General features: G+C 63.4%; 24 protein-coding genes. 5 read left to right on the top strand and 19 right to left on the bottom strand.

The window, feature by feature from the left end; all coding sequences use genetic code 11:
• Positions 1-214: 214 nt before the first annotated feature.
• The 10 genes from fliP to flgB all read right to left on the bottom strand — a co-directional run bounded on the left by fliP (position 215) and on the right by flgB (position 6,733).
• Positions 215-964 carry a flagellar type III secretion system pore protein FliP gene (fliP, locus tag H163_RS0105435; RefSeq protein WP_019963542.1) on the bottom strand — a complete coding sequence of 250 codons (750 nt, stop codon included), beginning with the start codon at positions 962-964 and terminating at the stop codon, positions 215-217.
• On the bottom strand, positions 961-1,467 hold the full coding sequence (locus H163_RS0105440) for a flagellar basal body-associated FliL family protein (RefSeq protein WP_019963543.1): 507 nt from the start codon (positions 1,465-1,467) through the stop codon (positions 961-963). Before H163_RS0105440 ends, fliP begins: the two co-directional genes overlap by 4 nt.
• 23 nt (positions 1,468-1,490) lie before the next feature.
• Positions 1,491-2,195 (bottom strand): flagellar basal body L-ring protein FlgH, encoded by a 705-nt coding sequence (gene flgH / locus H163_RS0105445; RefSeq protein ID WP_026355489.1) that lies wholly within the window; start codon positions 2,193-2,195, stop codon positions 1,491-1,493.
• Positions 2,195-2,791, bottom strand: a complete 597-nt coding sequence (locus H163_RS0105450) for a MotE family protein (protein ID WP_019963545.1) — start codon at positions 2,789-2,791, stop codon at positions 2,195-2,197. Before H163_RS0105450 ends, flgH begins: the two co-directional genes overlap by 1 nt.
• A gap of 249 nt (positions 2,792-3,040) precedes the next feature.
• Complete coding sequence (gene flgI, locus H163_RS0105455) at positions 3,041-4,153, bottom strand: flagellar basal body P-ring protein FlgI (protein WP_019963546.1); 1,113 nt, start codon at positions 4,151-4,153, stop codon at positions 3,041-3,043.
• Positions 4,154-4,155: 2 nt separating this feature from the next.
• Positions 4,156-4,620 (bottom strand): flagellar basal body P-ring formation chaperone FlgA, encoded by a 465-nt coding sequence (gene flgA, locus H163_RS0105460; protein WP_019963547.1) that lies wholly within the window; start codon positions 4,618-4,620, stop codon positions 4,156-4,158.
• Positions 4,621-4,749: 129 nt separating this feature from the next.
• Positions 4,750-5,538: a flagellar basal-body rod protein FlgG gene (gene flgG, locus H163_RS0105465; protein ID WP_019963548.1), complete on the bottom strand. Its 789-nt coding sequence runs from the start codon at positions 5,536-5,538 to the stop codon at positions 4,750-4,752.
• A gap of 50 nt (positions 5,539-5,588) precedes the next feature.
• Complete coding sequence (gene fliE / locus H163_RS0105470) at positions 5,589-5,930, bottom strand: flagellar hook-basal body complex protein FliE (RefSeq protein WP_026355490.1); 342 nt, start codon at positions 5,928-5,930, stop codon at positions 5,589-5,591.
• 2 nt (positions 5,931-5,932) lie between these two features.
• Positions 5,933-6,349 carry a flagellar basal body rod protein FlgC gene (gene flgC, locus H163_RS0105475; protein ID WP_019963550.1) on the bottom strand — a complete coding sequence of 139 codons (417 nt, stop codon included), beginning with the start codon at positions 6,347-6,349 and terminating at the stop codon, positions 5,933-5,935.
• A gap of 3 nt (positions 6,350-6,352) precedes the next feature.
• On the bottom strand, positions 6,353-6,733 hold the full coding sequence (gene flgB, locus H163_RS0105480) for a flagellar basal body rod protein FlgB (RefSeq protein WP_019963551.1): 381 nt from the start codon (positions 6,731-6,733) through the stop codon (positions 6,353-6,355).
• A gap of 231 nt (positions 6,734-6,964) precedes the next feature.
• Here flgB and H163_RS0105485 point away from each other — a divergent pair, with 231 nt between their 5' ends.
• A complete protein-coding gene (locus H163_RS0105485) occupies positions 6,965-8,263 on the top strand; it encodes an Hsp70 family protein (protein ID WP_019963552.1) in 1,299 nt (432 codons plus the stop codon).
• Positions 8,264-8,487: 224 nt separating this feature from the next.
• Here H163_RS0105485 and H163_RS0105490 read toward each other — a convergent pair whose 3' ends face one another.
• The 4 genes from H163_RS0105490 to H163_RS22275 all read right to left on the bottom strand — a co-directional run bounded on the left by H163_RS0105490 (position 8,488) and on the right by H163_RS22275 (position 11,581).
• A complete protein-coding gene (locus tag H163_RS0105490) occupies positions 8,488-9,015 on the bottom strand; it encodes a glycine cleavage system transcriptional repressor (RefSeq protein ID WP_019963553.1) in 528 nt (175 codons plus the stop codon).
• 92 nt (positions 9,016-9,107) lie between these two features.
• Positions 9,108-9,521: a carboxymuconolactone decarboxylase family protein gene (locus H163_RS0105495; RefSeq protein WP_019963554.1), complete on the bottom strand. Its 414-nt coding sequence runs from the start codon at positions 9,519-9,521 to the stop codon at positions 9,108-9,110.
• 125 nt (positions 9,522-9,646) lie between these two features.
• Positions 9,647-11,077, bottom strand: a complete 1,431-nt coding sequence (locus H163_RS0105500; protein WP_019963555.1) for a PepSY-associated TM helix domain-containing protein — start codon at positions 11,075-11,077, stop codon at positions 9,647-9,649.
• An 84-nt stretch (positions 11,078-11,161) separates the two neighbouring features.
• On the bottom strand, positions 11,162-11,581 hold the full coding sequence (locus H163_RS22275) for a DUF2946 domain-containing protein (protein WP_040678137.1): 420 nt from the start codon (positions 11,579-11,581) through the stop codon (positions 11,162-11,164).
• Between the two features lie 220 nt (positions 11,582-11,801).
• Between H163_RS22275 and H163_RS0105510 the strand changes: the two genes are divergently transcribed.
• The 3 genes from H163_RS0105510 to H163_RS0105520 all read left to right on the top strand — a co-directional run bounded on the left by H163_RS0105510 (position 11,802) and on the right by H163_RS0105520 (position 13,083).
• On the top strand, positions 11,802-12,251 hold the full coding sequence (locus H163_RS0105510; protein WP_026355491.1) for a hypothetical protein: 450 nt from the start codon (positions 11,802-11,804) through the stop codon (positions 12,249-12,251).
• The gene (locus H163_RS0105515) at positions 12,248-12,685 is read left to right on the top strand and encodes a cobalamin biosynthesis protein (protein WP_019963558.1); all 438 of its coding nucleotides are present in this window, start codon (positions 12,248-12,250) and stop codon (positions 12,683-12,685) included. The genes H163_RS0105510 and H163_RS0105515 overlap by 4 nt, the downstream gene beginning before the upstream one ends.
• Before the next feature lie 68 nt (positions 12,686-12,753).
• Positions 12,754-13,083 (top strand): hypothetical protein, encoded by a 330-nt coding sequence (locus tag H163_RS0105520; protein WP_147290381.1) that lies wholly within the window; start codon positions 12,754-12,756, stop codon positions 13,081-13,083.
• A 21-nt stretch (positions 13,084-13,104) separates the two neighbouring features.
• Here the strand turns inward: H163_RS0105520 and H163_RS0105525 are convergent, their stop codons facing one another.
• The 5 genes from H163_RS0105525 to cyoA form a co-directional block, all read right to left on the bottom strand.
• A complete protein-coding gene (locus H163_RS0105525; protein WP_019963560.1) occupies positions 13,105-13,815 on the bottom strand; it encodes an SURF1 family protein in 711 nt (236 codons plus the stop codon).
• 110 nt (positions 13,816-13,925) lie between these two features.
• Positions 13,926-14,327, bottom strand: a complete 402-nt coding sequence (gene cyoD / locus H163_RS0105530; protein WP_019963561.1) for a cytochrome o ubiquinol oxidase subunit IV — start codon at positions 14,325-14,327, stop codon at positions 13,926-13,928.
• Positions 14,327-14,950, bottom strand: coding sequence for a cytochrome o ubiquinol oxidase subunit III (gene cyoC, locus H163_RS0105535; RefSeq protein WP_019963562.1), 624 nt, complete (start codon positions 14,948-14,950; stop codon positions 14,327-14,329). Before cyoC ends, cyoD begins: the two co-directional genes overlap by 1 nt.
• A 5-nt stretch (positions 14,951-14,955) precedes the next feature.
• On the bottom strand, positions 14,956-16,959 hold the full coding sequence (gene cyoB, locus H163_RS0105540) for a cytochrome o ubiquinol oxidase subunit I (RefSeq protein WP_019963563.1): 2,004 nt from the start codon (positions 16,957-16,959) through the stop codon (positions 14,956-14,958).
• Between the two features lie 12 nt (positions 16,960-16,971).
• Complete coding sequence (cyoA, locus tag H163_RS0105545; protein ID WP_019963564.1) at positions 16,972-18,177, bottom strand: ubiquinol oxidase subunit II; 1,206 nt, start codon at positions 18,175-18,177, stop codon at positions 16,972-16,974.
• A 240-nt stretch (positions 18,178-18,417) separates the two neighbouring features.
• Between cyoA and H163_RS0105550 the strand changes: the two genes are divergently transcribed.
• On the top strand, positions 18,418-19,746 hold the full coding sequence (locus H163_RS0105550; protein WP_019963565.1) for an MFS transporter: 1,329 nt from the start codon (positions 18,418-18,420) through the stop codon (positions 19,744-19,746).
• The last annotated feature ends 37 nt before the right edge of the window (positions 19,747-19,783 follow it).

Below are 19,783 nucleotides of genomic sequence, written 5' to 3' on the forward strand. Positions count from 1 at the left end.
CACCGGTACAGCAGGGCGGCTTCATGCCTTTGAGCCCAAAGTGTGGGACGGCTCAACCTGCTGTGAATTTCACGCTAGACCATGTGGCTTGCGTGAAGCTGACCAGAAGCTAGCACCACAAAAGCACCGTTGCCAAGAGGCAAAAACACGCGCTTCAGACCAAAAAGGCACGGCGCGAGGCGCGCCATGCCTTGAAGCACGTCTGTCCGTTTTCTCAGAAAAACGACCGCACGAGGCTGCCCACCAGCAGATTCCAGCCATCGATCAGCACGAAGAACAAGGCCTTGAACGGCAGGGCGATCACCGTGGGCGGCAGCATCATCATGCCCATGGACATGGTGATGGTGGCCACGATCATGTCGATCACCAGGAAAGGCAGCACGATCAGAAAGCCGATCTCGAAGCCCCGGCGCAATTCCGAGATCATGAATGCCGGGATCAGGACCCGCAGTTCCACCTTGTCCGGCGTCACGGCGGTTTCATTGGTCACCCGCCCGGCCGCCAGATCATCGAACAGCACCAGATCCGCCTCGCGCACCTGCGACAGCATGAAGTCGCGGAACGGATCGGTGATCCGCTCATAGGCAACCTCTTCGGTGATCTCGTTGGCCAGAAGCGGCTTGACGCCTTCGTTCCACGCCCGGTCGAACGTGGGTGCCATGACATAGAAGGTCATGAACAGGGCAAGGGAAATCAGGATCAGGTTGCCCGGCGTCGTCTGCAGACCGATGCCGGAGCGCAGAAACGACAGGGCAATGGCAAAGCGGGTGAAGCTCGTCACCATGATGAGAATGCCCGGAGCAACCGACAGCACCGTGAGCATCGCAATCACCTGCACGATGCGGCCGCTGGCGCTGGCCTCCCCGGCGGGCAGCAGCGAAGACAGATCCGGCAAGGCCTGCGCACCGGCGGCAACGGTGCCTGCAAGCAGCAGAAGAACGGCGGTCAGCAGCCTGCGTGTCATTGCACCACCAGGGATTCAAGGATCAGTTCGCGCACCTTGCCGCCGGAACGGGCATGGGCTCTCTCATTGAGATCTTCGCGCAGGTGCTGAAGGCCTGCGGCTCCCTCGATCTGGGCGAGTGTGACGGTGCGCATGTAAGCCAGGACGTCTTCCTCGATGTAGCCAAGGAGAACGATGACATCGTCGATGCCTTCCTGATCGATCACCACGGAGGCCTGAAGCCGCACCCAGGCCTCGCGCGGGGCGGCCAGATTGGTCACCAGCGGCTTGAGCGCCCTGAGCCTGACGGGAGCAAGATAAATCTGCTCAACGTCAGTCTCTTTCGCAGCAGCCGCCGCCTTACCGGCGACAGCGTTGCGGACCGTTTCCGTGAAATGCAGGCCGGCAACAGCTCCGATGCCTCCGCCAAGCAGCGTCAGAAGAAGCAGGATCAGGATGAAGCTTCCGATGGAGCCGCCGGATGAGCCCTCCCGCCCGTCAGGATCATTGGCAAGATCAGCCATGGAAACGCCTCCTCAACAGGTCTTCAGAAGGGTGAAATATTGTCGATGACCTGCTGACCCCAGGCAGGCTGCTGGATCTCCGAGATGCGCCCGCGTCCGCCATAGGACACGCGTGCTTCTGCAATCTTGCTGTAATCGATGGTGTTGTTACCGCCGATGTCACGCGGACGGACAATGCCGCCCACGTTGAGAACGCGCATCTCGTAGTTGACCCGGACTTCCTGCGAACCGGAGATGACGAGGTTGCCGTTCGGAAGGCGGTCAGTGACGACAGCGGCCACCTGCAGCTTGATCTCCTCCTTGCGGTCGATGGTCCCGCGCGAGTTGGAGGAGGAACCGGACTTGGTGTCGAAGGAAATGTCTGCGGAGGTTCCGGAACCGCCGGCATTGGCCGAGAAGCCGCCACCGACGCCGAGCTTGCCGTCGCGACCGCGCGCCGAATTGTTGTTCAGCGTTGCCTTGTCGTTGATGGCAATCAGCACGGTGATGACATCCCCGACACGGCGGGCGCGGGGATCGGAGAAGAAATCATCGCGGCCTGAAACCCAGAGCGAGTTGTAGTCCTTGCGGCCGCTCGGATTGAAGGTGTTGAGCGGATAGACAGCGGCTGGCTGCGACGCGAGGCCATAGCCCACGGGCGTCATCGCCGGTTCGCGGCCAACATCGTTCATCTGACCTGCGCAACCTGCTGACACAAGACAAAGTGCGAAAGGGATCAACAGGCGCATCAAAGGCTCCCCTGTGCTTCGGATTTCGAAAGGCCGGCCATGGAATGGGTCAGCTGGGCCGCGCGGGCGGGGTCCATTTCATCCAGGATCTGGCTGGCGGCGCGGGCATTGAGCTTCACAAGCACGGCAACGGCCGTATCTTCATCCAGCGTCGCCAGCTGGGCTGCAGCTGCCTCGGGCCGCATGCGCTGAAAGATCGACACGACATGCCCCTCGACTTCGCCAAGGACCTTCTCACGCCGCTGCACCCATTCCTCGTATTCGGCGCGCTTCTGCTCCAGCTCGCGGATGCGGTTCTGAAGCCGTTCTTCCAGCGCAATGAGATTCCATGTCTGCCAGGCAAGACGGGCATCACTCGCAGCTGCCCCCATGTTCTGGCAGTAGAGCGCCGCATCGCTCGGCGCCCCCGCGTCTCCAGGTTCGGCGGGGGCCGGCACAGGGAGAGCTGCAGCCGATGCGTTGCGCAGGTTGGAGGCCGTCTGGGCACCAGCCGGGACCGCAACGCCCGGCACTGCCAGCGATAGCACGCAGGAGACAGTCAGGATGCGGCAGACAGAACGCCGGAACAGGGGGCGCAGGGCTCCAGCCGGGGTCATGCACGGGATCATGGGCAGGAAATCCTTCCAGTCGCTGTTGGCCCGACTATGATGGCCGAGGCTTGTGCGGGGCTTGGCCAGATACCGTGAAGGCAGCGCAGGCTTGCGGAAGAGACAGGCTTGCGGACGGGAGCGGCAGGCTGAAATGCAGCACGGTCCACAGCCATCTGGCTGCGGACCGTGCCCTCCCCCGGAGCTGTGTGGGCAGGGGGCTGCCGGGAGAATTCGGGATTGCTGACCGTGCAGGGCCTACTGGATCACCAGCTCCGCCTGCAGGGCGCCTGCCGTCTTGATCGTCTGAAGGATGGCGATGATACCGGTCGGCTTGAGGCCGATGCGGTTCAGACCGCGCACGAGCGTCTGCAGGTCTGTGCCGCCGATGATGGCAAGCTGCCCGCCATTTTCAGCCGCATCAATGAAGGTGCGCGGCGTCACCACCGTTTCACCATTGCCAAAGGCCTGCGGCTGAGAAACCTCCGGCGCCTCGGTGATGCGCACCGTCAGATTGCCATGGGTGACGGCAACGGTTGAAATCTGCACATCGCGGCCGATCACCACCGTTCCCGTCCGCTCGTCGATGACAACGCGCGCCGACTGATCCGGCTGCACCATCAACCCCTCGATTTCCGCCATGAAACGGGTGAGGCTGACCTTCGCAGGCGGGGTCAGGTCGATGGAGCGGTGATCTCTTTCACGGGCCGACGAAACGCCATAGGTGGTCTTGGTGTAGCGGTTGATGGCATCGGCAACCCGCACCGCCGTGCGGAAGTCCGGGTTGGACAGTTCCAGCACCAGTCCGGGAATATTGGCGAAACGGTCCGGCAGATTGCGTTCGATCATGCCGCCATTGGGAATGCGCCCGACTGTCGGAATGCCCTGGCGCAGGCTCTCGGCTTGGCCTGTTTCGGAAAACCCTGAAACGGCCACAGCCCCTTGCGCCACCGCATAGACCGATCCGTCCGCGCCAAGCAGCGGCGTGGCAATCAGCGTGCCGCCAGCCAGCGACGACGCATCGCCCAGCGACGAGACACTGACGTCAATGCGCGATCCCTGACCGATGAAGGCTGGAAGATCCGCCGTCACCACCACTGCCGCGACATTGCGGGTGCGCAAGCGCGCGTCCCGCACGTTGATGCCCATGCTGTCGAGCATGGACTGGAGGGACTGTTCCGTGAAAGGGGCATTGCGCAGCGTGTCGCCGGAGCCTTGCAGGCCGATGACGAGGCCATAGCCTACGAGCTGGTTGTCACGCACGCCCTGGAGCGAGGCAATATCCTTGATGCGCACCATGGCGCCCGCAGGCGCCACAAGGCCGGCGGCGCCCATGGCCAGGACCAGAACTGCAAGGAAAATCCGCCGCATGGTCAATCACCTACCAGAATGGAGCCGTCCGGCTGAACCCGGCCGGTGATGATGAGGCCGCTGTCGATGTTTCTGGCGCGGATGAAAGACCCGACGGATCCATTCTGCAGCGCCTCGACCTGGGCAATGATCTGCAGGCCGCCTTCGCGGAAGATCAGGCGGGCAGGCTCGCCGCGCTTGATCACCGTTTCCACCGCCACAGCTGTTGCGGGCACGGGAACACCCGGCTGCAGCGAGCGGCGGGCGACACGCCCGACCAGTTCTTCCCGGTGCTCGATCACGGAGAACCGCTGCACCGTGCGCAGGGGGAACCGGCGGATGATCACCTGATCGGCACTGATCACCTCGCCCTGCCGGACGCCGGACCGCAGCACCGGCAGATCCAGAGAGGAGGCACGCGCACCGGTCATGGCGGCCGTCAGGGCAAGGCCTGCCAGCATCATGCAGATGAAAAGCCGTGTCAGCATCGCTGCTCTCCTGGAGCGTTTCCTGCAGAAGCGGGAACCGGTTCTGCGTCCGCAATTGCGCGAAGACAAAGGGATGGAACACTCCCGTCCACCCGGGCTTGACGAAAGTGCTCTAGCTGCCCTTACGGATCAGCGGATCCCTTGCGTCACCACGCCAAACATGTCGTCGGCAGCCTTGATAACCTTGGAGTTCATTTCGTAGCCGCGCTGCGCCGAGATCAGCTCGGTGATTTCCTTTACCGGATCCACGTTGGAGGCCTCCGTGTAGCCCTGGCGGATGATGCCGAAGCCCGGATCACCGGCGAGACCGGCAATGCCAGGGCCGGACGCCGGGGTTTCACGGAACAGGTTGCCGCCGACGGCCTCAAGCCCGACGTCATTGGCAAAGTTGGTCATGGCCAGCTGCCCCAGCTCCTGCGGGTTCACCTGGCCTGCCACCTTGGCAAAGACCGTGCCGGACTCATTGATGGTGACTTCAACGGTCTCCGGCGGAATGATGATCGCCGGCTCGATGGCATAGCCATCGAGCGTCACAATGCGGCCCTCGGCATTCTTGTTGAAGGCGCCCGCGCGGGTGTAGAGCACCTCGCCTTCCGGACCCGTCACCTGGAACCAGCCGCGCCCGTCGATGGCGATGTCCAGCTCGTTGCCGGTCTGGTTCATGGTGCCCTGGATGTGCAGCTTGCGGATGGCGGCGGAACGCACACCAAGACCCAGCTGCGCACCTTCCGGCACCGGATCTTCACCGCCCCGGTTCGGCACACCCTGCAAGCGCTCGGCCTGATAGAGCAGGTCGGTGAACTCGGCCCGCGCCCGCTTGAAGGAGGTGGTGTTGATGTTGGCGATGTTGTTGGCGATGACTTCGACATTGAGCTGCTGGGCGCTCATGCCGGTCGCTGCGATTGCCAGAGCTTTCATGTCAAACTCCCATGGTGCGGGCTGAATTCAAGATCATCCGGGCCGGAGCCTCAGATGGCCATGCGGCTGACTTCCTGATAGGCGGAAACCACCTTGTCGCGGATGGCGATGGCGGTCTGCAGCGAGGCCTCGGCGGCCATCACGGCTTCCACCACCTGCTGGGCCGAAGCCTTGCCGCTGATGCCGGCGATCGAGACGGCTTCGCCTTCCTTCACGCGCTCGATGGCCTCCTGCGTCACGGAAGCCATTGTGTCCGTGAAGCTGACCTCGGGCACCGCATTGGCAGGCGCCGTGCCGCCCAGCGGCACGCCGCCTGCGACATAGCGGGTCTGGGAGACCTGCGACGTGATACCGTCACCGGCTGATTTGATGGCGGAAATCTGGTCGATCATCTTCAATCCCTCAGAAGGTCGATGGTGCGCATGATCATGCTGCGGGCCTGCGTCATCATCTTCAGATTGGCTTCGTAGGAGCGGTTCGTCTCGCGCATGTCGGCCATTTCGACCAGCATGTTGATGTTCGGCATCTTGACGTAACCATTTTCGTCGGCAGCCGGGTGACCCGGATCATATTCGACGTTGAAAGGCGCCTTGTCGGAGCCGATACCCTTGACCTTCACGAGATCGGCGGAGAGTGCCCGGTCGACCTCGCTTTCGAAGGTAATGGTCTTGCGCTTGTAAGGGTCTGAGCCCGGCGTCTTGCCGGTCGATTGCGCATTGGCAAGGTTTTCCGACACGACACGAAGCCGGTCGGACTGGGCGCGAAGGCCGGAAGCGGAGATCTTGAGAGTTGCGGCCAGCGGGTCGATCATCGCTTATCCCTTCAGACTTGCCAGATACATGCGGTGAAAGGACTTGATGATGCTGGTGTTGAGCGCGTGATCGCGCGAAACCTCACCGGCCTTCATCAGCTCCTGCTCCAGATTGACGCTGTTGCCGGAGTGAGCCACATCCCAGCTTTCCGCCTTGCCGACCTTGGACGCCTCAGGCGCTTCACCGAGGCCGCCCATATGGCGGCCGTGGGTTGCGGTCATCACCAGGCTGGTTTCATCCATCAGCGTCGTGAAGTCTTCGATGTCACGGGCGGCATAGCCGGGCGTGTTGGCGTTGGCGATGTTCTGCGCCACCGTTGCCTGGCGCACCGACAGCCAGTCGGCCTGACGGGATGCAAGACTGTTCAGATAGACAGGTTCCAACGTCGCTCTCCGAAGCCTGTTGTGGCGTTCGGTAACAGATCTAGGGTGTCAACCTTGTCCGAGGCTTTCGACACCGGCCCTGACGGTACGGCTGGCGCAGGTGCAAGGCACCGGCCGGACAGGCAGAAAACCGGCCCCTGCCCTTGCGCAAGGCGGCGGGATCGGCTAATGCGCACGTCCCTTGCGCGCCTGCACGGCGTCCCACTCCAGCGACATTTCAGGGAGCCCGCCATGCGTCCGGCCATCGGTCTTGATTTCGGCACGTCCAATACGGTTTTGACCGCCTGCACGGCAGCAGGCAACGCCAGCAGCATCACCTTTGGTCATGCTCCGGATCAGGTTGAGAGCCTGCCTTCCGTACTGTCCTTTCTGGAACCGCCGCGCGGCGTCCATCCGGACGAGCGCGCCGACGTCGGCCAGTGGGCCATCCGCCAGTTCATGGAACACACGGGCGAGTGCCGTTTCCTGCAGTCTCTGAAGACTTTCGTCGCCAGCAAGCTGTTCAAGGGCACCGGCGTGTTCGGCACCCACTATGAGTTCGAGGACCTGCTGGAGACCTTCCTGCGCCGCGCGGGCGCACACCGCGACGAGGCGCTGGATACCGGCGGCGGGCGGCTGGTCATCGGCCGCCCGGTGACCTTCGCGGGCGGCGCACCGGATGATGCGCTGGCGATGCAGCGCTACCGCTCGGCCCTCTCCCGCTTCGGCTTTGAAGAAGTGCTGTTCGTCTATGAGCCCGTGGCAGCGGCCTTTGCCTATGCGCAGCGGCTTGAGGGCGAGGCCACCGTTCTCGTCGCCGACTTCGGCGGCGGCACCACCGACTTTTCGCTGATGCGCTTTGCCCGCAACGCCAGCGGCCTCACGGCCGAGCCGCTGGGCCATGGCGGCCTCGGCATCGCCGGCAACACGCTGGATTACCGCATCGTCGACAAGGTGATCCTGCCGGAACTGGGCAAGGGCAGCCAGTACCGCAGCATGGGCAAGGTGCTGGAAGTGCCGCCGAACCTCTTCTCCAACTTCGCCCACTGGCACATGCTGTCGGTCTTCAAGGCTTCCGCCGATTACCGCGAGCTGAAGAAGATGCTGACTTCCTGTCTCGATCAGGACAAGATCGAGCTGTTCATCGAACTGGTCGACACCGATCAGGGCTATCCGCTCTACAAGGCCGTGTCGGAGTGCAAGGCGCGGCTGTCCTTCGATGAGGAAACGGAACTGCGTTTTGCCCCCATCGGCAAGGATTTCGCCGCCACCGTGCGCCGGGCGGACTTCGAGGAGTGGATCGCCCACGACCTCACCCGCATCAGCGATGCGCTGACGGCAACGCTCGCCAGCGCAAATCTGGAGGCAAAGGACGTGGACAAGGTGTTCCTGACCGGCGGCACCTCATTCGTGCCCGCGATCCGCAAGCTCTTCGCAGACCGCTTCGGAGCGGAGCGCCTGTCAGGCGGGGAGGAAATGTCCTCCGTCGCCAAGGGCCTCTCCCTCATCGGAGCCCGCGAAGACGCCGCCGCCTGGGCCGTGGCTGCCTAAGGCGGAGATCGTAGCTGATCGCTCCGGCAGAGCCTTTCAGCTCCCTACCCTTTGGAGGGCAGTGTTTACATTAGGCGCACGGAGGAAGATCTGACCTTCGTTTTTACGCAGCGCCCCTCTCCCCCCTTGAGGGGGAGAGGGGTTGGTGCCTGGCTGGCAGTCCGTTGTAAGCATTGCCGGGGGAGAGGGGCTGCAACGCCGTGCCGTGGTGCCCAAACAGCCTCTCAGTCCTCCGTATCCTCGCTCATCTCGATATCGGCCATGATGTCGGCGGCAATCGCCTGGATGGCGGCTTCGAGGCTGGCGATGCTGGTGGTGTCCGGCAGGATCAGGTCGGCACTGGCGCGGAAGAGCAGTTCACCCGACATGGAGCCGGGAGAGACGATGGTTTCCAGCGTTTCGATGCTGGCGCCCTGGGCGGCAATCACCTGCGTGACCGCACGCAGGATGCCCGGCTGGTCCTGACAGACCAGATCCAGCCGCAGCCGGCGGCCCTCCGTGCCATTGCCGCCACCGCCGCGAACCACATTGACCGAAATACCTTGCGCTGAGAGCGCAGCGAGAGCTGCCTCCAGCTCCGCCGCCCGGTCTTCCGGCACATCGACGCTGACGATGCCCGCAAATTCGCCGCCGAGGCGCGCCATGGAGCTTTCCAGCCAGTTGCCGCCGGCTGCGGCGATGACGCTGGCCAGTGCATCCACAAGGCCCGGCCGGTCCTTGGCAATGGCAGTCAGTACGATATGGCGGCCCATGGCTATTCTTCCTCTCGATCTATCCGGCAGGCCGTCATACGGCCCGCCCCTTCTGCCCGCACCTTAGGCATGCTGCGGGCTGGAGGCAAAGCCTATCGGGCGTCTGCGCCCGCATCAAACGCAGGATCAACGGGAACCTGCAGCGCCGTCACCAGATGGTTCGTCTTGGCGGCAAGGCCGATGACGGACAGCAGTTCGCCATATTGCGCCTCGCTCATGCCCTTGGCGCGGGCCGCGGCCGTATGCGAGTGGACGCAATAGGAGCAGCCGTTGGCCACCGATACAGCGATATAGATCATCTCGCGGGTCAGCGGATCGAGGGCACCTGGCGTTGCCATGATGGCTTTCACCTCGGCCCATGTGCGCTCCAGTGCGGCGGGATCTGCGGCCAGTGCACGCCAGAAATTGTTGATGAAATCCGTTCCGCGCGTCTTGCGGATGTCGGCAAAGACCGCCGCCACCTGCGGCCCGGCTTCTGCATCGGAGATCAGTTTCACTGTTGCCATGTGGTTTTATCCTCCCGTTGGATGGCCAGACTAGACCGCTTTGCGGCGGCAGGGAAACACCCGCTGAAAAGACAAAAGGGCGCGGCAGTCCCCTGCCGCGCCCTTTGATCATCATGCGGTCAGGCTCAGCGCAGCGCGCGGGCCAGCGGCGAAATGCGGGAGATGACCAGAATGTCCAGCGCCAGCACCGCGATCAGCGTCAGGCCGACCAGCGGGAAGAACAGGGACACGGCCAGCATCACCAGCATGGCGCTGCGCCAGTGCGGCAGGTTGGACGGCACCTGCGGCGCGAACAGACGGGCGCCACCACGCGCCGGGCGGCGCTTCCACCACAGAACCACCGAACTGAGGGACAGGAAGATCACGGACAGGCAGATCACCGTGTTCAGCATCAGGTTCCACAGGCCGGTGAGGCCCATGTGCAGCGGAATGCCGACGGCCATCACCTTGCCGGCAACCGAGTAGTCCTCGAAGCCGACGCTGGCGAGAATGCGGCCGGTATAGCGGTCCACATGCACGGTGCGGTCCGAGAAGGGATCCTTGGCATCCGAGCTCATGGTGTCCTGATTGATGCTCCAGACGCCGGTTTCGCCCTTCGGATAGGAGATGCGGTAGCGGGCGTTGAAGCCCACTGCCCTGGCGAGCGAGGCAAGGCTGTCGATATCGACGGCAACGCCCGGCGCCACACCGATCACGCCGCCGGTGGAACCGGATTCCGGCATCTGGGTCTGTTCCAGAGCCCAGGGCACATTGGCAACGCCGTCATGGTTCAGGGCTTCGGCATGGGTGATATCAGACAGGGGCACGTTGTCCCACTTGGCAGCGGGGAATGTGCTCCAGGCCTGTGTCAGCTTCGAACCCCAGACACCCGTCCAGGACATGCCGGACAGAAGGAACAGCAGCAGGAAGGCGGAGAGATAAAAGCCGACGGTGCCATGCAGCGTCTTCCAGAAGGCACGGCCCTTCTGATTGAAGCGCGGCAGCAGAACCGCGCCGAGCCCGCCCTCACGCGGCCACCACATGTAAAGGCCAGTGATGATCAGGATGATGCCGAAACCGGCGGCGATCTCCAGCATCCGGTCGCCTGGCGTGCCCAGCAGCAGGTCGCTGTGGATGTTGTCGGCCATGTCATACCAGCCAGCGCGGCGCCCCCAGGTCTCCACCACATCGCCCGTGTAGGGGTTGATGGCAACCATCTCCTGTCCGGCATCGGTGCGGATGCGGAAGACGCCCACCCGGTCTTCAGCCTGCGGGCTGAGCCATTCCACCATGGTGCCGCCGCCAAGCGCGGCAACGGCCTTGTCCGCCTGTTCGGAAACAGCCAGCGCTACGGCGCCTTGCGGCACGTTCACGCTGATGTTCTCGCCATCCCGGCCATCGAAGTAGCCGATGTACATCATCATCATGCCGGTGACGGCCAGAATGCAGAAGAAGGGCACGGCAAACAGGCCCGCATAGAAATGCCAGCGCCAGGCGGCACGGTAGAAAGCTGCGAGAAGAGAAGCATCGGCGGCGCGGTCCGCGTCCTGCGCGGTGCCGGAAACAACATCGGTCATGGTCTGATCCTCATGGCCGGAGACGCGCGCTTCAAGGCACGCAGCATCAACCGGCAGGGTGTTCTGGAATGAAAGGTGAGGGGATCAGATCAGGACGGGCGGCGCGCGCGCCCCGGCACCGGCATATATGCCCGCCGTATGGCCTGCATTGTCGAATACGGAGAGAAGACGGCCCCCGGAGAGAACCGGCAGAGGCAGGGCGGGAGAGGCTTCAGGCGTGGCCATTGCCAGAACGGCAGAGAAGGAACAGGGTGCAGCCTGCCCCTTGCCCTTGCGCTGGTCTTCCGGGCCTGCGGGCTTTTCCTCGCCAGATGCATCCATCGTCATGGTCTGCAGTCCTTCCATCATGGATGGAGAGCAGATGACGATCGTAAACTCGCCGCCACTGGAACGGCCGGGCATGAAACCCGCTGGGATGAGGGCATGAAACAGCACGGCGAGCAGTGCAATCCACACCGCCAGCACACGCGCATCATGGCGCAGATCTGTCCATAGGGAAGACAAACGCGTAAGCCCCCAGCCTGCCCGGTGCAAGCTTTCCTCTCTTGCTGTCTAGCCGATCACCTTCTTTGGAACAATAGGGGAAACCCGGACCTTGCGAGGGCAGGATGGCTCAACTAGGGTCGGGCCTGACGGCGCGCGGCGGCTCTTGCGCGCTCCTTTTCCGGTGTGTGACCTATCCGGCGCGGCTTCTGGCAGCGCCCCGCCAGCAGGAGAGACTGACGTGAAGGGACTGGGAAGCGGGCATGACGATGGCGCTGATGGCTCCGGTCTGCCAGAGGGCGAAACAGGCACCCTGCCATCCAGACGGCGGGCGGGCGTGTCTGCGCTTGCCAATCAGGCGGGGCCGCTGCCCCGGCAGGCTGCGCCCTCCCCCGCACCTGAAGCTCCGGCTCCCATGCGGTCCACCCGCAGCGCAGGAGCCGCGCCTCAAGGCGTGCCGGCAAGCAAGTCTGGCAACCCGAAGGGGCTGAGGTCCCTCGGTTTCCTGTCCCACGGCGGCTCAGCCTCCGGTGAGCCACCCCGCAGGGCACGGGGGCGCAAGATGCATACGCAGGTGGTCACGGCACCCCCCGCCCCCGACGAAGCCGCCAAACCCGGCGATCTTTCCATAAGGCACAAGCGCCTGCCTTCCCTGCGCGAGGAAAAGGCGCAGGACAAGCAGGACCCATGACTGCCGGAGCCGCATACGGGCACCAGCCACACGGCGCCCGGCTGGTGATTGTTGGAGCAGGCTGCAGCCAGGGCTGCGCTTCTGCGGAGCTGATCAGTCTGGCGGGCGCCGCATTGGAGGAGGCAGGCCTTCCGGCGGAAGCTGTTGCCGCCATCGCCACGCTGGATCTCAAGGCCGGGGAGGCGGCCATCGGCGCGCTCGCGGCGCATTTCGGCGTGCCGCTGCTTGCTTTCGGCGCAACGCGGCTGGAGCAGGAAACGCCGCGTCTGGCCACCCCTTCGGCGCGTGTTTTTGCTGCTGTCGGCTGCCACAGCGTCTGCGAGGGCGCGGCGCTGGCCGCCGCAGGACCGGGCGGGCATCTGGTGCTTGCCAGACGCAAGTCAGAACGGGCGGCCATCGCTCTGGCTGCGGCCATGGCATTGCCACAAGAATAGGCAAGAGAAGGACTGCAAGTCCCTGTCCAGAAGGACGGGACGCCTTGCGAATGATGGGAACCTCAGACATGTCTGCGACAAAATACGCCCTGATTGCCCTCACCCTCGCCTCTGGCGGCTGCGCCGCAACGACAGGCGAGAAGCGGGTGGAAGGCTCGGACCAGCCGGTTGCGATCACCAGCACTGCCTTCGACCGCCAGTGCCCTGCCAATGCCGGCGGCATCGTGATCCGCAACAACACGGCGCAGAAGCAGAGGGTGACCTACGAGCGCTCGGGCAACCGCAAGAAACCGCTGCGGGTCGCCGTCAACATCGCGCAGGAGCCGGGCAGCAAGTGGATCGGCTGCGAGGACGATGGCTACAGCTACCGCGTTCTGCGCCACGCACCGCGCAAGTGAGCCGCCACGGCAGGGGAAGCGTCAGTCTTCCCCGCTCCTGCGGAACGCCCAGAACAGCAGGAAGGCAAGGCCGCCGGAGAGGGCGAACCACGTCAGCGCATATTGCAGGTGATTGTTGGGGAAGCTGACGACGGTGAGCCCGCCAATGGGCAGGCTGTCAGCCGCCCCCTCCGTCTCACCCGCATCGAGGAAGTAAGGCGCGGCCTCACCAAGCCCGAGGCTTTGCGCCATCGCTGCCGTATCGCGCGAGAACCAGCGCCCGCCTTCAGGATCATTGGAGCGCAGGAAGGCGCCATCCGGCTGGCTGAGGCGCAGAAGGCCTGAAACCTCAACCGCTCCCTCGGGGCGGGGCCAGTCTTCCGGGTTTTGCCGGTCCTGCGGCACGAAGCCCCGGTTCACGAACAGCCGCCAGCCGTCCTGCGTCTCGAAGGGTGACATGACCCAGAAGCCGGGTCCGCGCGCCGTCACGGCCATCACCAGCAGGTCGGTTACCGGCAGGTAATGTCCATACACGGTGATGCGGCGGTATTCGGCGGTGTCGAAGGTGATTTGCGGCCAGTCCGCCGGACCGGGCGCGGCAACGTGCTGCGCCGCAAGACCGGCCTCAACCCGCGCGATAAGCGCATTCTTCCAGCCAAGGCGCTGCACCTGCCAGATACCAAGGCCGGCCAAGAGCACCACAGCCAGAAGGCCGGGGCCAAGAAGCAGCCATTTGCGCGTTCCGGCAGACATCAAGCCTCCTCTGGCTGGAAGTCCGGCCACAACACAGCTGGCCGGAGGAAGGGGGCTGAGCCCCCTTTCCAAAAGCAATGCAGATGCGCTTTGCAGGCATCGGCCTGAGATCAGGAGCCGAAGCCCTGCATCTGGGTGTGATCCATCTGCGGCATCATGTTGGTGTTGAGGTTGTACATCACCCACAGGGAGCCAGCGAGCATGATCACCACCACGATGACCGTGAAGATCATCGACAGCATGGTCCAGCCCTCATCCGAACGGCTGTTCATGTGCAGGAAGTAGACCATGTGCACGAGGATCTGCACGACGGCGAAGCCGATCACGATCACCGCCGTCACCGCGCGGCTTTCAAAGCCGCCGGTCATGACGATGGCAAAAGGGATAGCCGTCAGGATGACCGAGAGCACGAAGCCGATCAGATAGGACTTGTAGCTGCCGTGGTCATGGCCAACATTGCCCTGCCCATGATCGCCATGATGGCTGTGGGGTTTGATGGAATGTGCGGACATCAGATCATCCCCAGAAGATAGACGAAGGTGAAGACACCGATCCAGATCACGTCGAGGAAATGCCAGAACATGCTGAGGCATTCCATACGCCGGGTGTTGGCCGGAATGAGACCCTTGCGGTTCACCTGAACCATCAGCGTCACCAGCCAGATGGAGCCGAAGGCGACGTGCAGGCCGTGCGTGCCGACCAGCGCGAAGAAGGCCGACAGGAAGGCAGAGCGCTGCGGCCCGGCCCCCAGGTGGATCAGATGGTGGAACTCGTAGATTTCCAGCGCCAGGAACGCCAGACCAAGAGCCAGGGTCACCGCCAGCCACATCTGCATGCGGGCCTGACGGCCCTCATACATCGCCAGCATGGCAAAGCCGAAGGTGATGGACGACACGAGCAGGAAGCCCGTGTTGATCGCGATCAGGGTCAGGTCGAACAGGGCCTTGGGGCCGGGACCGGCCGCATAGCTCTGCCCCAGCACGCCGAAGCAGGCGAAGAGGACTGCGAACATCAGGCAGTCGCTCATCAGGTAGATCCAGAAGCCGAGCTTGGTCGACGCGCCGTCCGGATGATGATGCGGCTCGGTTTCCCAGTAGGTTGCGGCAGCGCCTGCCGAATGGGCCGTGGTGCTCATCGGATTCAGGCTCCAATCTTCGCAAGTTCGAGATCACGGGCACCTTCCACCCGCTCGACCTCATCGACCGGCACGTAATAGTCGCGGTCATAGTTGAACGTATGGGCAATCGCCACGGCGATCAGCGCCAGGAAGGACAGTGCGGCCAGCCACCAGATGTACCAGACGAGGGCAAAGCCGCAGACCGTGGCCAGACCCGAGAGGATGACACCCGTGCCGGTGTAACGCGGCATGTGGATCGGCAGGAACGCTGCCTTCGGGCGCTTCTGTCCGGCCTGCTTCATGTCGTGCCAGGCATCGAGATCATGCACCACCGGGGTAAAGGCGAAGTTGTAGGCCGGCGGGGGCGAAGAGGTTGCCCATTCCAGCGTACGGCCATCCCAGGGGTCGCCCGACAGGTCCATGTTTTCCTTCCGCTTCCAGATGGAAACGCCGATCTGGATGAAGAAGGCGGCGATACCGGCGGCGATCAGCGCAGCACCCGCGGCGGCGAGGATGAACCAGATCTGCAGGTCCGGATCATCGAACACCCGCATGCGGCGCGTCACGCCCATCAGGCCGAGGATGTAGAGCGGCATGAAGGCCAGCCAGAAGCCGACAACCCAGCACCAGAACGACACCTTGCCCCAGAATACATTCAGCTTGAAGCCGAAGGCCTTGGGCCACCAGTAGGCGATGGCGGCAAAGCAGCCGAACAGCACGCCGCCGATGATGACGTTATGGAAATGCGCCACGAGGAACAGCGAGTTGTGCAGCACGAAGTCAGCCGGGGGAACGGCCAGCAGAACGCCCGTCATGCCGCCGACCGTGAAGGTCAGCATGAAGGCGACGGTCCACATCATCGGCAGTTCGAAGCGCACCCGGCCCTTGTACATGGTGAAGAGCCAGTTGAAGATCTTCGCACCCGTCGGCACGGAAATGATCATCGTGGTGATGCCGAAGAAGGCATTCACCGAGGCGCCCGAGCCCATGGTGAAGAAGTGGTGCAGCCAGACAAGGTAGCTGAGAACCGTGATACACACCGTGGCATAGACCATGGAGCTGTAACCGAACAGCCGCTTGCCGGAGAAGGTGGAGGTGACTTCCGAGAAGACGCCGAACAGCGGCAGAATGAGGATGTACACTTCCGGGTGACCCCAGATCCAGATGAGGTTGATGTACATCATGGCGTTGCCGCCAAGGTCATTGGTGAAGAAATTTGTGCCGATGTAGCGGTCAAGCGTCAGCAGGATCAGCGTCATCGTCAGCACCGGGAAGGAAGCGACGATGAGCACGTTGGTGCAGAGCGAGGTCCAGGTGAACACGGGCATGCGCATCAGGGTCATGCCGGGGGCGCGCATCTTGATGATGGTCACCAGCAGGTTGATGCCCGATAGCGTTGTTCCCACACCCGCGACCTGCAGGCCCCAGATGTAGTAATCGACACCCACCCATGGACTGTAGCCGATGCCCGACAGCGGCGGGAAGGCCAGCCAGCCGGTCTGCGCGAATTCACCCACGAAGAGCGAGGCCATGACCAGCACCGCGCCGCCGACCGTCATCCAGAACGAGAAATTGTTCAGGAAGGGGAAGGAGACATCGCGCGCGCCGATCTGCAGCGGCACCACATAGTTCATCAGGCCCGTGACGAACGGCATCGCCACGAAGAAGATCATGATGACGCCATGGGCCGTAAAGATCTGGTCGTAGTGGTGGGCGTTGAGATAGCCCTCCGAGCCGTTGAAGGCCCAGACTTGCTGGATGCGCATCATGATGGCGTCGGCAAAGCCGCGCACCAGCATGATCAGCGCAAGGATGATGTACATGATGCCGATCTTCTTGTGATCGACGGTCGTAAACCATTCCTTCCAGAGATAGCCCCAGAGGCGGAAGTAGGTCAGGCCCGCAAGAAGCGCGATGCCGCCCACCGCCACAACGGCGAAGGTTGCCCAGACGATTGGGTCCTGGGGGATTGCGCTCCAGTTGAGGCGCCCCAGAAGAAATGTGGTCGAGTGATCTATCGTGGCCATGCCCGGATCCTGTCAGAGCTGGGGCGCAGAGCCGGAGAACGGCAGTGCGTAAGTGATGGAACGGTCATCGCGCTGACCGAAGAGCGAAGCAGGCTGGGAGAGCCCGTGGCCGCGCAGCGGGCCGGAGATGACGGGGCGTGCATCTGCCCAGGCCGGCTTCACCGACAGCATCTGCTGCAGTTCTTCGGTGGAGCAGAAGCCAACCACCTGGAACGGCGCCCAGCCAAGAACCGGCTCACGGGTGCCGCGGCGGTCGTACTTGTCATAGATGAGCGAGGACATGTTGACGGTGCCGGCAAGACCGGTGCCGCCCTGCGCATCCAGCGCCATCATCTCGGCCATGCAGATCTTGCCGTTTTCGACGCACATGTTGACGATGCGCGGGAAAAGCTCCGGATCGACGCTGGCGAAGGTGGCCGGTGCCACGTTCTCGCTGGGGCGCTCAAGCTCCAGATAGGACGGGCGGTCAAGCGTCTGATCGCCTGCACGTGCGGCCTCGACCCAGGCCTCGAAACCGGCGGCATCGCTCGCCAGAGCCTTGAAGCGCATGCCGGAGAAACCGGCGCCGGAGTAGTGCGAGGCAAGACCCTGATAGGTGCCTTCCTCGTTGAAGACGCCATGCAGCGTCGTCTGCATGCCCGGCATCGCATAGATCATGCCGGCCATGGCGGGGATGTAGAAGGCATTCATCACTGAGGAAGACGTCAGCGTGAACTGGATCGGCCGGTCCACCGGCGCTGCCAGCTCGTTCACCGAAGCCACGCCATATTGCGGGTAGATGAAGAGCCACTTCCAGTCGAGCGCCACCACCTGCACCTGCAGCGGCTCCACGTCCGGGCTCACCGGCTGGCCCTTGGCAATGCGGTCCAGCGGACGGTAGGGATCCAGAAGATGGGTGCCAACCCATGTGATCGCACCCAGCGAGACGATGATCAGCAGCGGCACGGCCCAGATCACCAGTTCCAGCTTGGTGGAGTGCGACCACTCCGGCTTGTAGGCCGCTGCCTTGTTGGAGGAGCGGAAGTGCCAGGCGAACCAGCAGGTCAGCAGCATCACCGGGATGATGATGATCAGCATCAAGAGCGTGGAGATGACCAGCAGGTCGCGCTGCTGCGCTGCAACGTCACCGGACGGTGCAAGGACCTCGGCCTTGCATGCGGACAGCAGCAGAAAGGCGCCGCACGCAGCGAGTATTCTCGGGAGGCGAAGCTTCGACATGGTTTACCCTGACAGTTTGCCGCACCCGTCAGCTGCCTCCCCCCGAACGCAAACTGACGCGATTTGATCTTGCGCAAAGCACCTAGAGCGAATTTGTGCAGGCGCACATACGACAATTTGTCACCTGTAAAAAAATTTCGCACTGCGGCATTGAGCCCTAAATACGTATTTACCGGTGCAGCAACAGGCCGCAGGCTTGCAGCCGCACTCCGTCAGTCCTCATGAAAGTGGCCGGATCCGATGGCGAACACAGCCGATATCTCATCCACGAATTCCTCTTCGAGCGGGCGCGGCACGTCGGAGCATGATGTCTCCCCGTCCGATATCGCGGTCGGCGTGATCATCGGGCGCACGTCGGAGTTCTTCGACTTCTTCGTTTTCGCCATCGCCTCGGTCATCGTGTTTCCGGCCCGGATTTTCCCGTTCGTTGATCCGCTGACCGGCACGCTCTGGTCTTTCGCTCTCGTGGCGCTCGCTTTCGTCGCCCGTCCGCTGGGCACGGCGATGTTCATGGCGCTCGACCGGCGCCATGGCCGTGTCACCAAGCTGACGGTGGCGCTCTTCCTGCTCGGCACCTCCACGGTGGCCATGGGCCTCGTGCCGTCCTACGAGACCGCAGGCTGGTGGGCCGTCGGCATGCTGGTGCTGCTGCGCTTCGGCCAGGGCCTGGCTCTTGGCGGCACGTGGGACGGTCTTGCGCCGCTTCTGGCCATCACCGCCTCCAAGGACCGGCGCGGCTTTTACGCCATGGTCCCTCAGCTGGGCGCTGTTGCCGGCCTTGCCGTTGCGGCCGTGCTCTTTGCCTATCTGGTGCTGACGCTGTCCTCCGCCGACTTCCTCGACTGGGGCTGGCGCTATCCGTTCTTCGTGGCCTTCGCCATCAATGTGGTGGCGCTGTTTGCCCGCCTGCGCATTGTCGATACGCCGGAGTTCACCGAGCTGTTCAAGTCGAACGAGCTGACGCCGACGCGGCTTTCCACCACCCTGTCGCAGGATGGGCGCACCATGCTGGTCGGCATTTTCGTGCCTCTGGCCAGCTTTGCCATGTTCCACATGGTCACGGTTTTCCCGCTGTCGTGGATCTTCCTCTACACCGATGAAACCCTTGGCTCATTCCTGCTGATCGAGGCTGCCGGAGCCGGGATTGGCATCCTCGCCATGCTGTTCTCCGGCTGGCTGTCCGACCGTATCGGCCGACAGAAGATCCTCGTCTGGGGTGCCTGGGCCATTGCTGCCTTTGCCCTCAGCGCGCCGCTGCTGCTGAATGGCGGATCGGCCGGTGTCACGGCCTATCTGATGATCGGCTTCCTGATCCTCGGCTTCAACCTGGCCCAGTCCTCCGGCGCCGTGGCATCGCTGTTCGACCAGCGCAACCGCTACACGGGTTCGGCCTATGTTTCGGCCCTGTCGTGGATGTTCGGCGCAGGCTTTGCGCCGCTCTGCGCGCTGCTGCTCTCCACCTGGTTCGGCCTCTTTGCCGCTGGGCTCTATCTGCTCTCGGGTGCTGTCTGCACGCTGCTGTCGCTGGCCGTGGCCCGGCAGATCGCCCTGCAGCCGCCCGCCGGGTGAGAGCCTGGAACCACAAAATCAAAGGCCACCGGTTCAC

Source organism: Pannonibacter phragmitetus DSM 14782 (assembly GCF_000382365.1).
Classification (GTDB): domain Bacteria; phylum Pseudomonadota; class Alphaproteobacteria; order Rhizobiales; family Stappiaceae; genus Pannonibacter; species Pannonibacter phragmitetus.

Excerpts from the sequence above, each read along its gene's own strand:
- flgA (WP_019963547.1), bottom strand. The coding sequence starts at position 4,620 with ATGCTGACACGGCTTTTCATCTGCATGATGCTGGCAGGCCTTGCCCTG.
- H163_RS0105520 (WP_147290381.1), top strand. The coding sequence starts at position 12,754 with ATGTCTGCGACAAAATACGCCCTGATTGCCCTCACCCTCGCCTCTGGC.
- H163_RS0105515 (WP_019963558.1), top strand. The coding sequence starts at position 12,248 with ATGACTGCCGGAGCCGCATACGGGCACCAGCCACACGGCGCCCGGCTG.
- H163_RS0105490 (WP_019963553.1), bottom strand. The coding sequence starts at position 9,015 with ATGGGCCGCCATATCGTACTGACTGCCATTGCCAAGGACCGGCCGGGC.
- fliP (WP_019963542.1), bottom strand. The coding sequence starts at position 964 with ATGACACGCAGGCTGCTGACCGCCGTTCTTCTGCTGCTTGCAGGCACC.
- cyoA (WP_019963564.1), bottom strand. The coding sequence starts at position 18,177 with ATGTCGAAGCTTCGCCTCCCGAGAATACTCGCTGCGTGCGGCGCCTTT.
- cyoC (WP_019963562.1), bottom strand. The coding sequence starts at position 14,950 with ATGAGCACCACGGCCCATTCGGCAGGCGCTGCCGCAACCTACTGGGAA.
- cyoB (WP_019963563.1), bottom strand. The coding sequence starts at position 16,959 with ATGGCCACGATAGATCACTCGACCACATTTCTTCTGGGGCGCCTCAAC.
- H163_RS0105550 (WP_019963565.1), top strand. The coding sequence starts at position 18,418 with ATGGCGAACACAGCCGATATCTCATCCACGAATTCCTCTTCGAGCGGG.
- H163_RS0105440 (WP_019963543.1), bottom strand. The coding sequence starts at position 1,467 with ATGGCTGATCTTGCCAATGATCCTGACGGGCGGGAGGGCTCATCCGGC.
- H163_RS0105450 (WP_019963545.1), bottom strand. The coding sequence starts at position 2,791 with ATGACCCCGGCTGGAGCCCTGCGCCCCCTGTTCCGGCGTTCTGTCTGC.
- fliE (WP_026355490.1), bottom strand. The coding sequence starts at position 5,930 with ATGATCGACCAGATTTCCGCCATCAAATCAGCCGGTGACGGTATCACG.
- flgC (WP_019963550.1), bottom strand. The coding sequence starts at position 6,349 with ATGATCGACCCGCTGGCCGCAACTCTCAAGATCTCCGCTTCCGGCCTT.
- flgG (WP_019963548.1), bottom strand. The coding sequence starts at position 5,538 with ATGAAAGCTCTGGCAATCGCAGCGACCGGCATGAGCGCCCAGCAGCTC.
- H163_RS0105500 (WP_019963555.1), bottom strand. The coding sequence starts at position 11,077 with ATGACCGATGTTGTTTCCGGCACCGCGCAGGACGCGGACCGCGCCGCC.
- cyoD (WP_019963561.1), bottom strand. The coding sequence starts at position 14,327 with ATGTCCGCACATTCCATCAAACCCCACAGCCATCATGGCGATCATGGG.
- flgH (WP_026355489.1), bottom strand. The coding sequence starts at position 2,195 with ATGCGCCTGTTGATCCCTTTCGCACTTTGTCTTGTGTCAGCAGGTTGC.
- flgI (WP_019963546.1), bottom strand. The coding sequence starts at position 4,153 with ATGCGGCGGATTTTCCTTGCAGTTCTGGTCCTGGCCATGGGCGCCGCC.
- H163_RS0105495 (WP_019963554.1), bottom strand. The coding sequence starts at position 9,521 with ATGGCAACAGTGAAACTGATCTCCGATGCAGAAGCCGGGCCGCAGGTG.
- H163_RS0105485 (WP_019963552.1), top strand. The coding sequence starts at position 6,965 with ATGCGTCCGGCCATCGGTCTTGATTTCGGCACGTCCAATACGGTTTTG.
- H163_RS0105525 (WP_019963560.1), bottom strand. The coding sequence starts at position 13,815 with ATGTCTGCCGGAACGCGCAAATGGCTGCTTCTTGGCCCCGGCCTTCTG.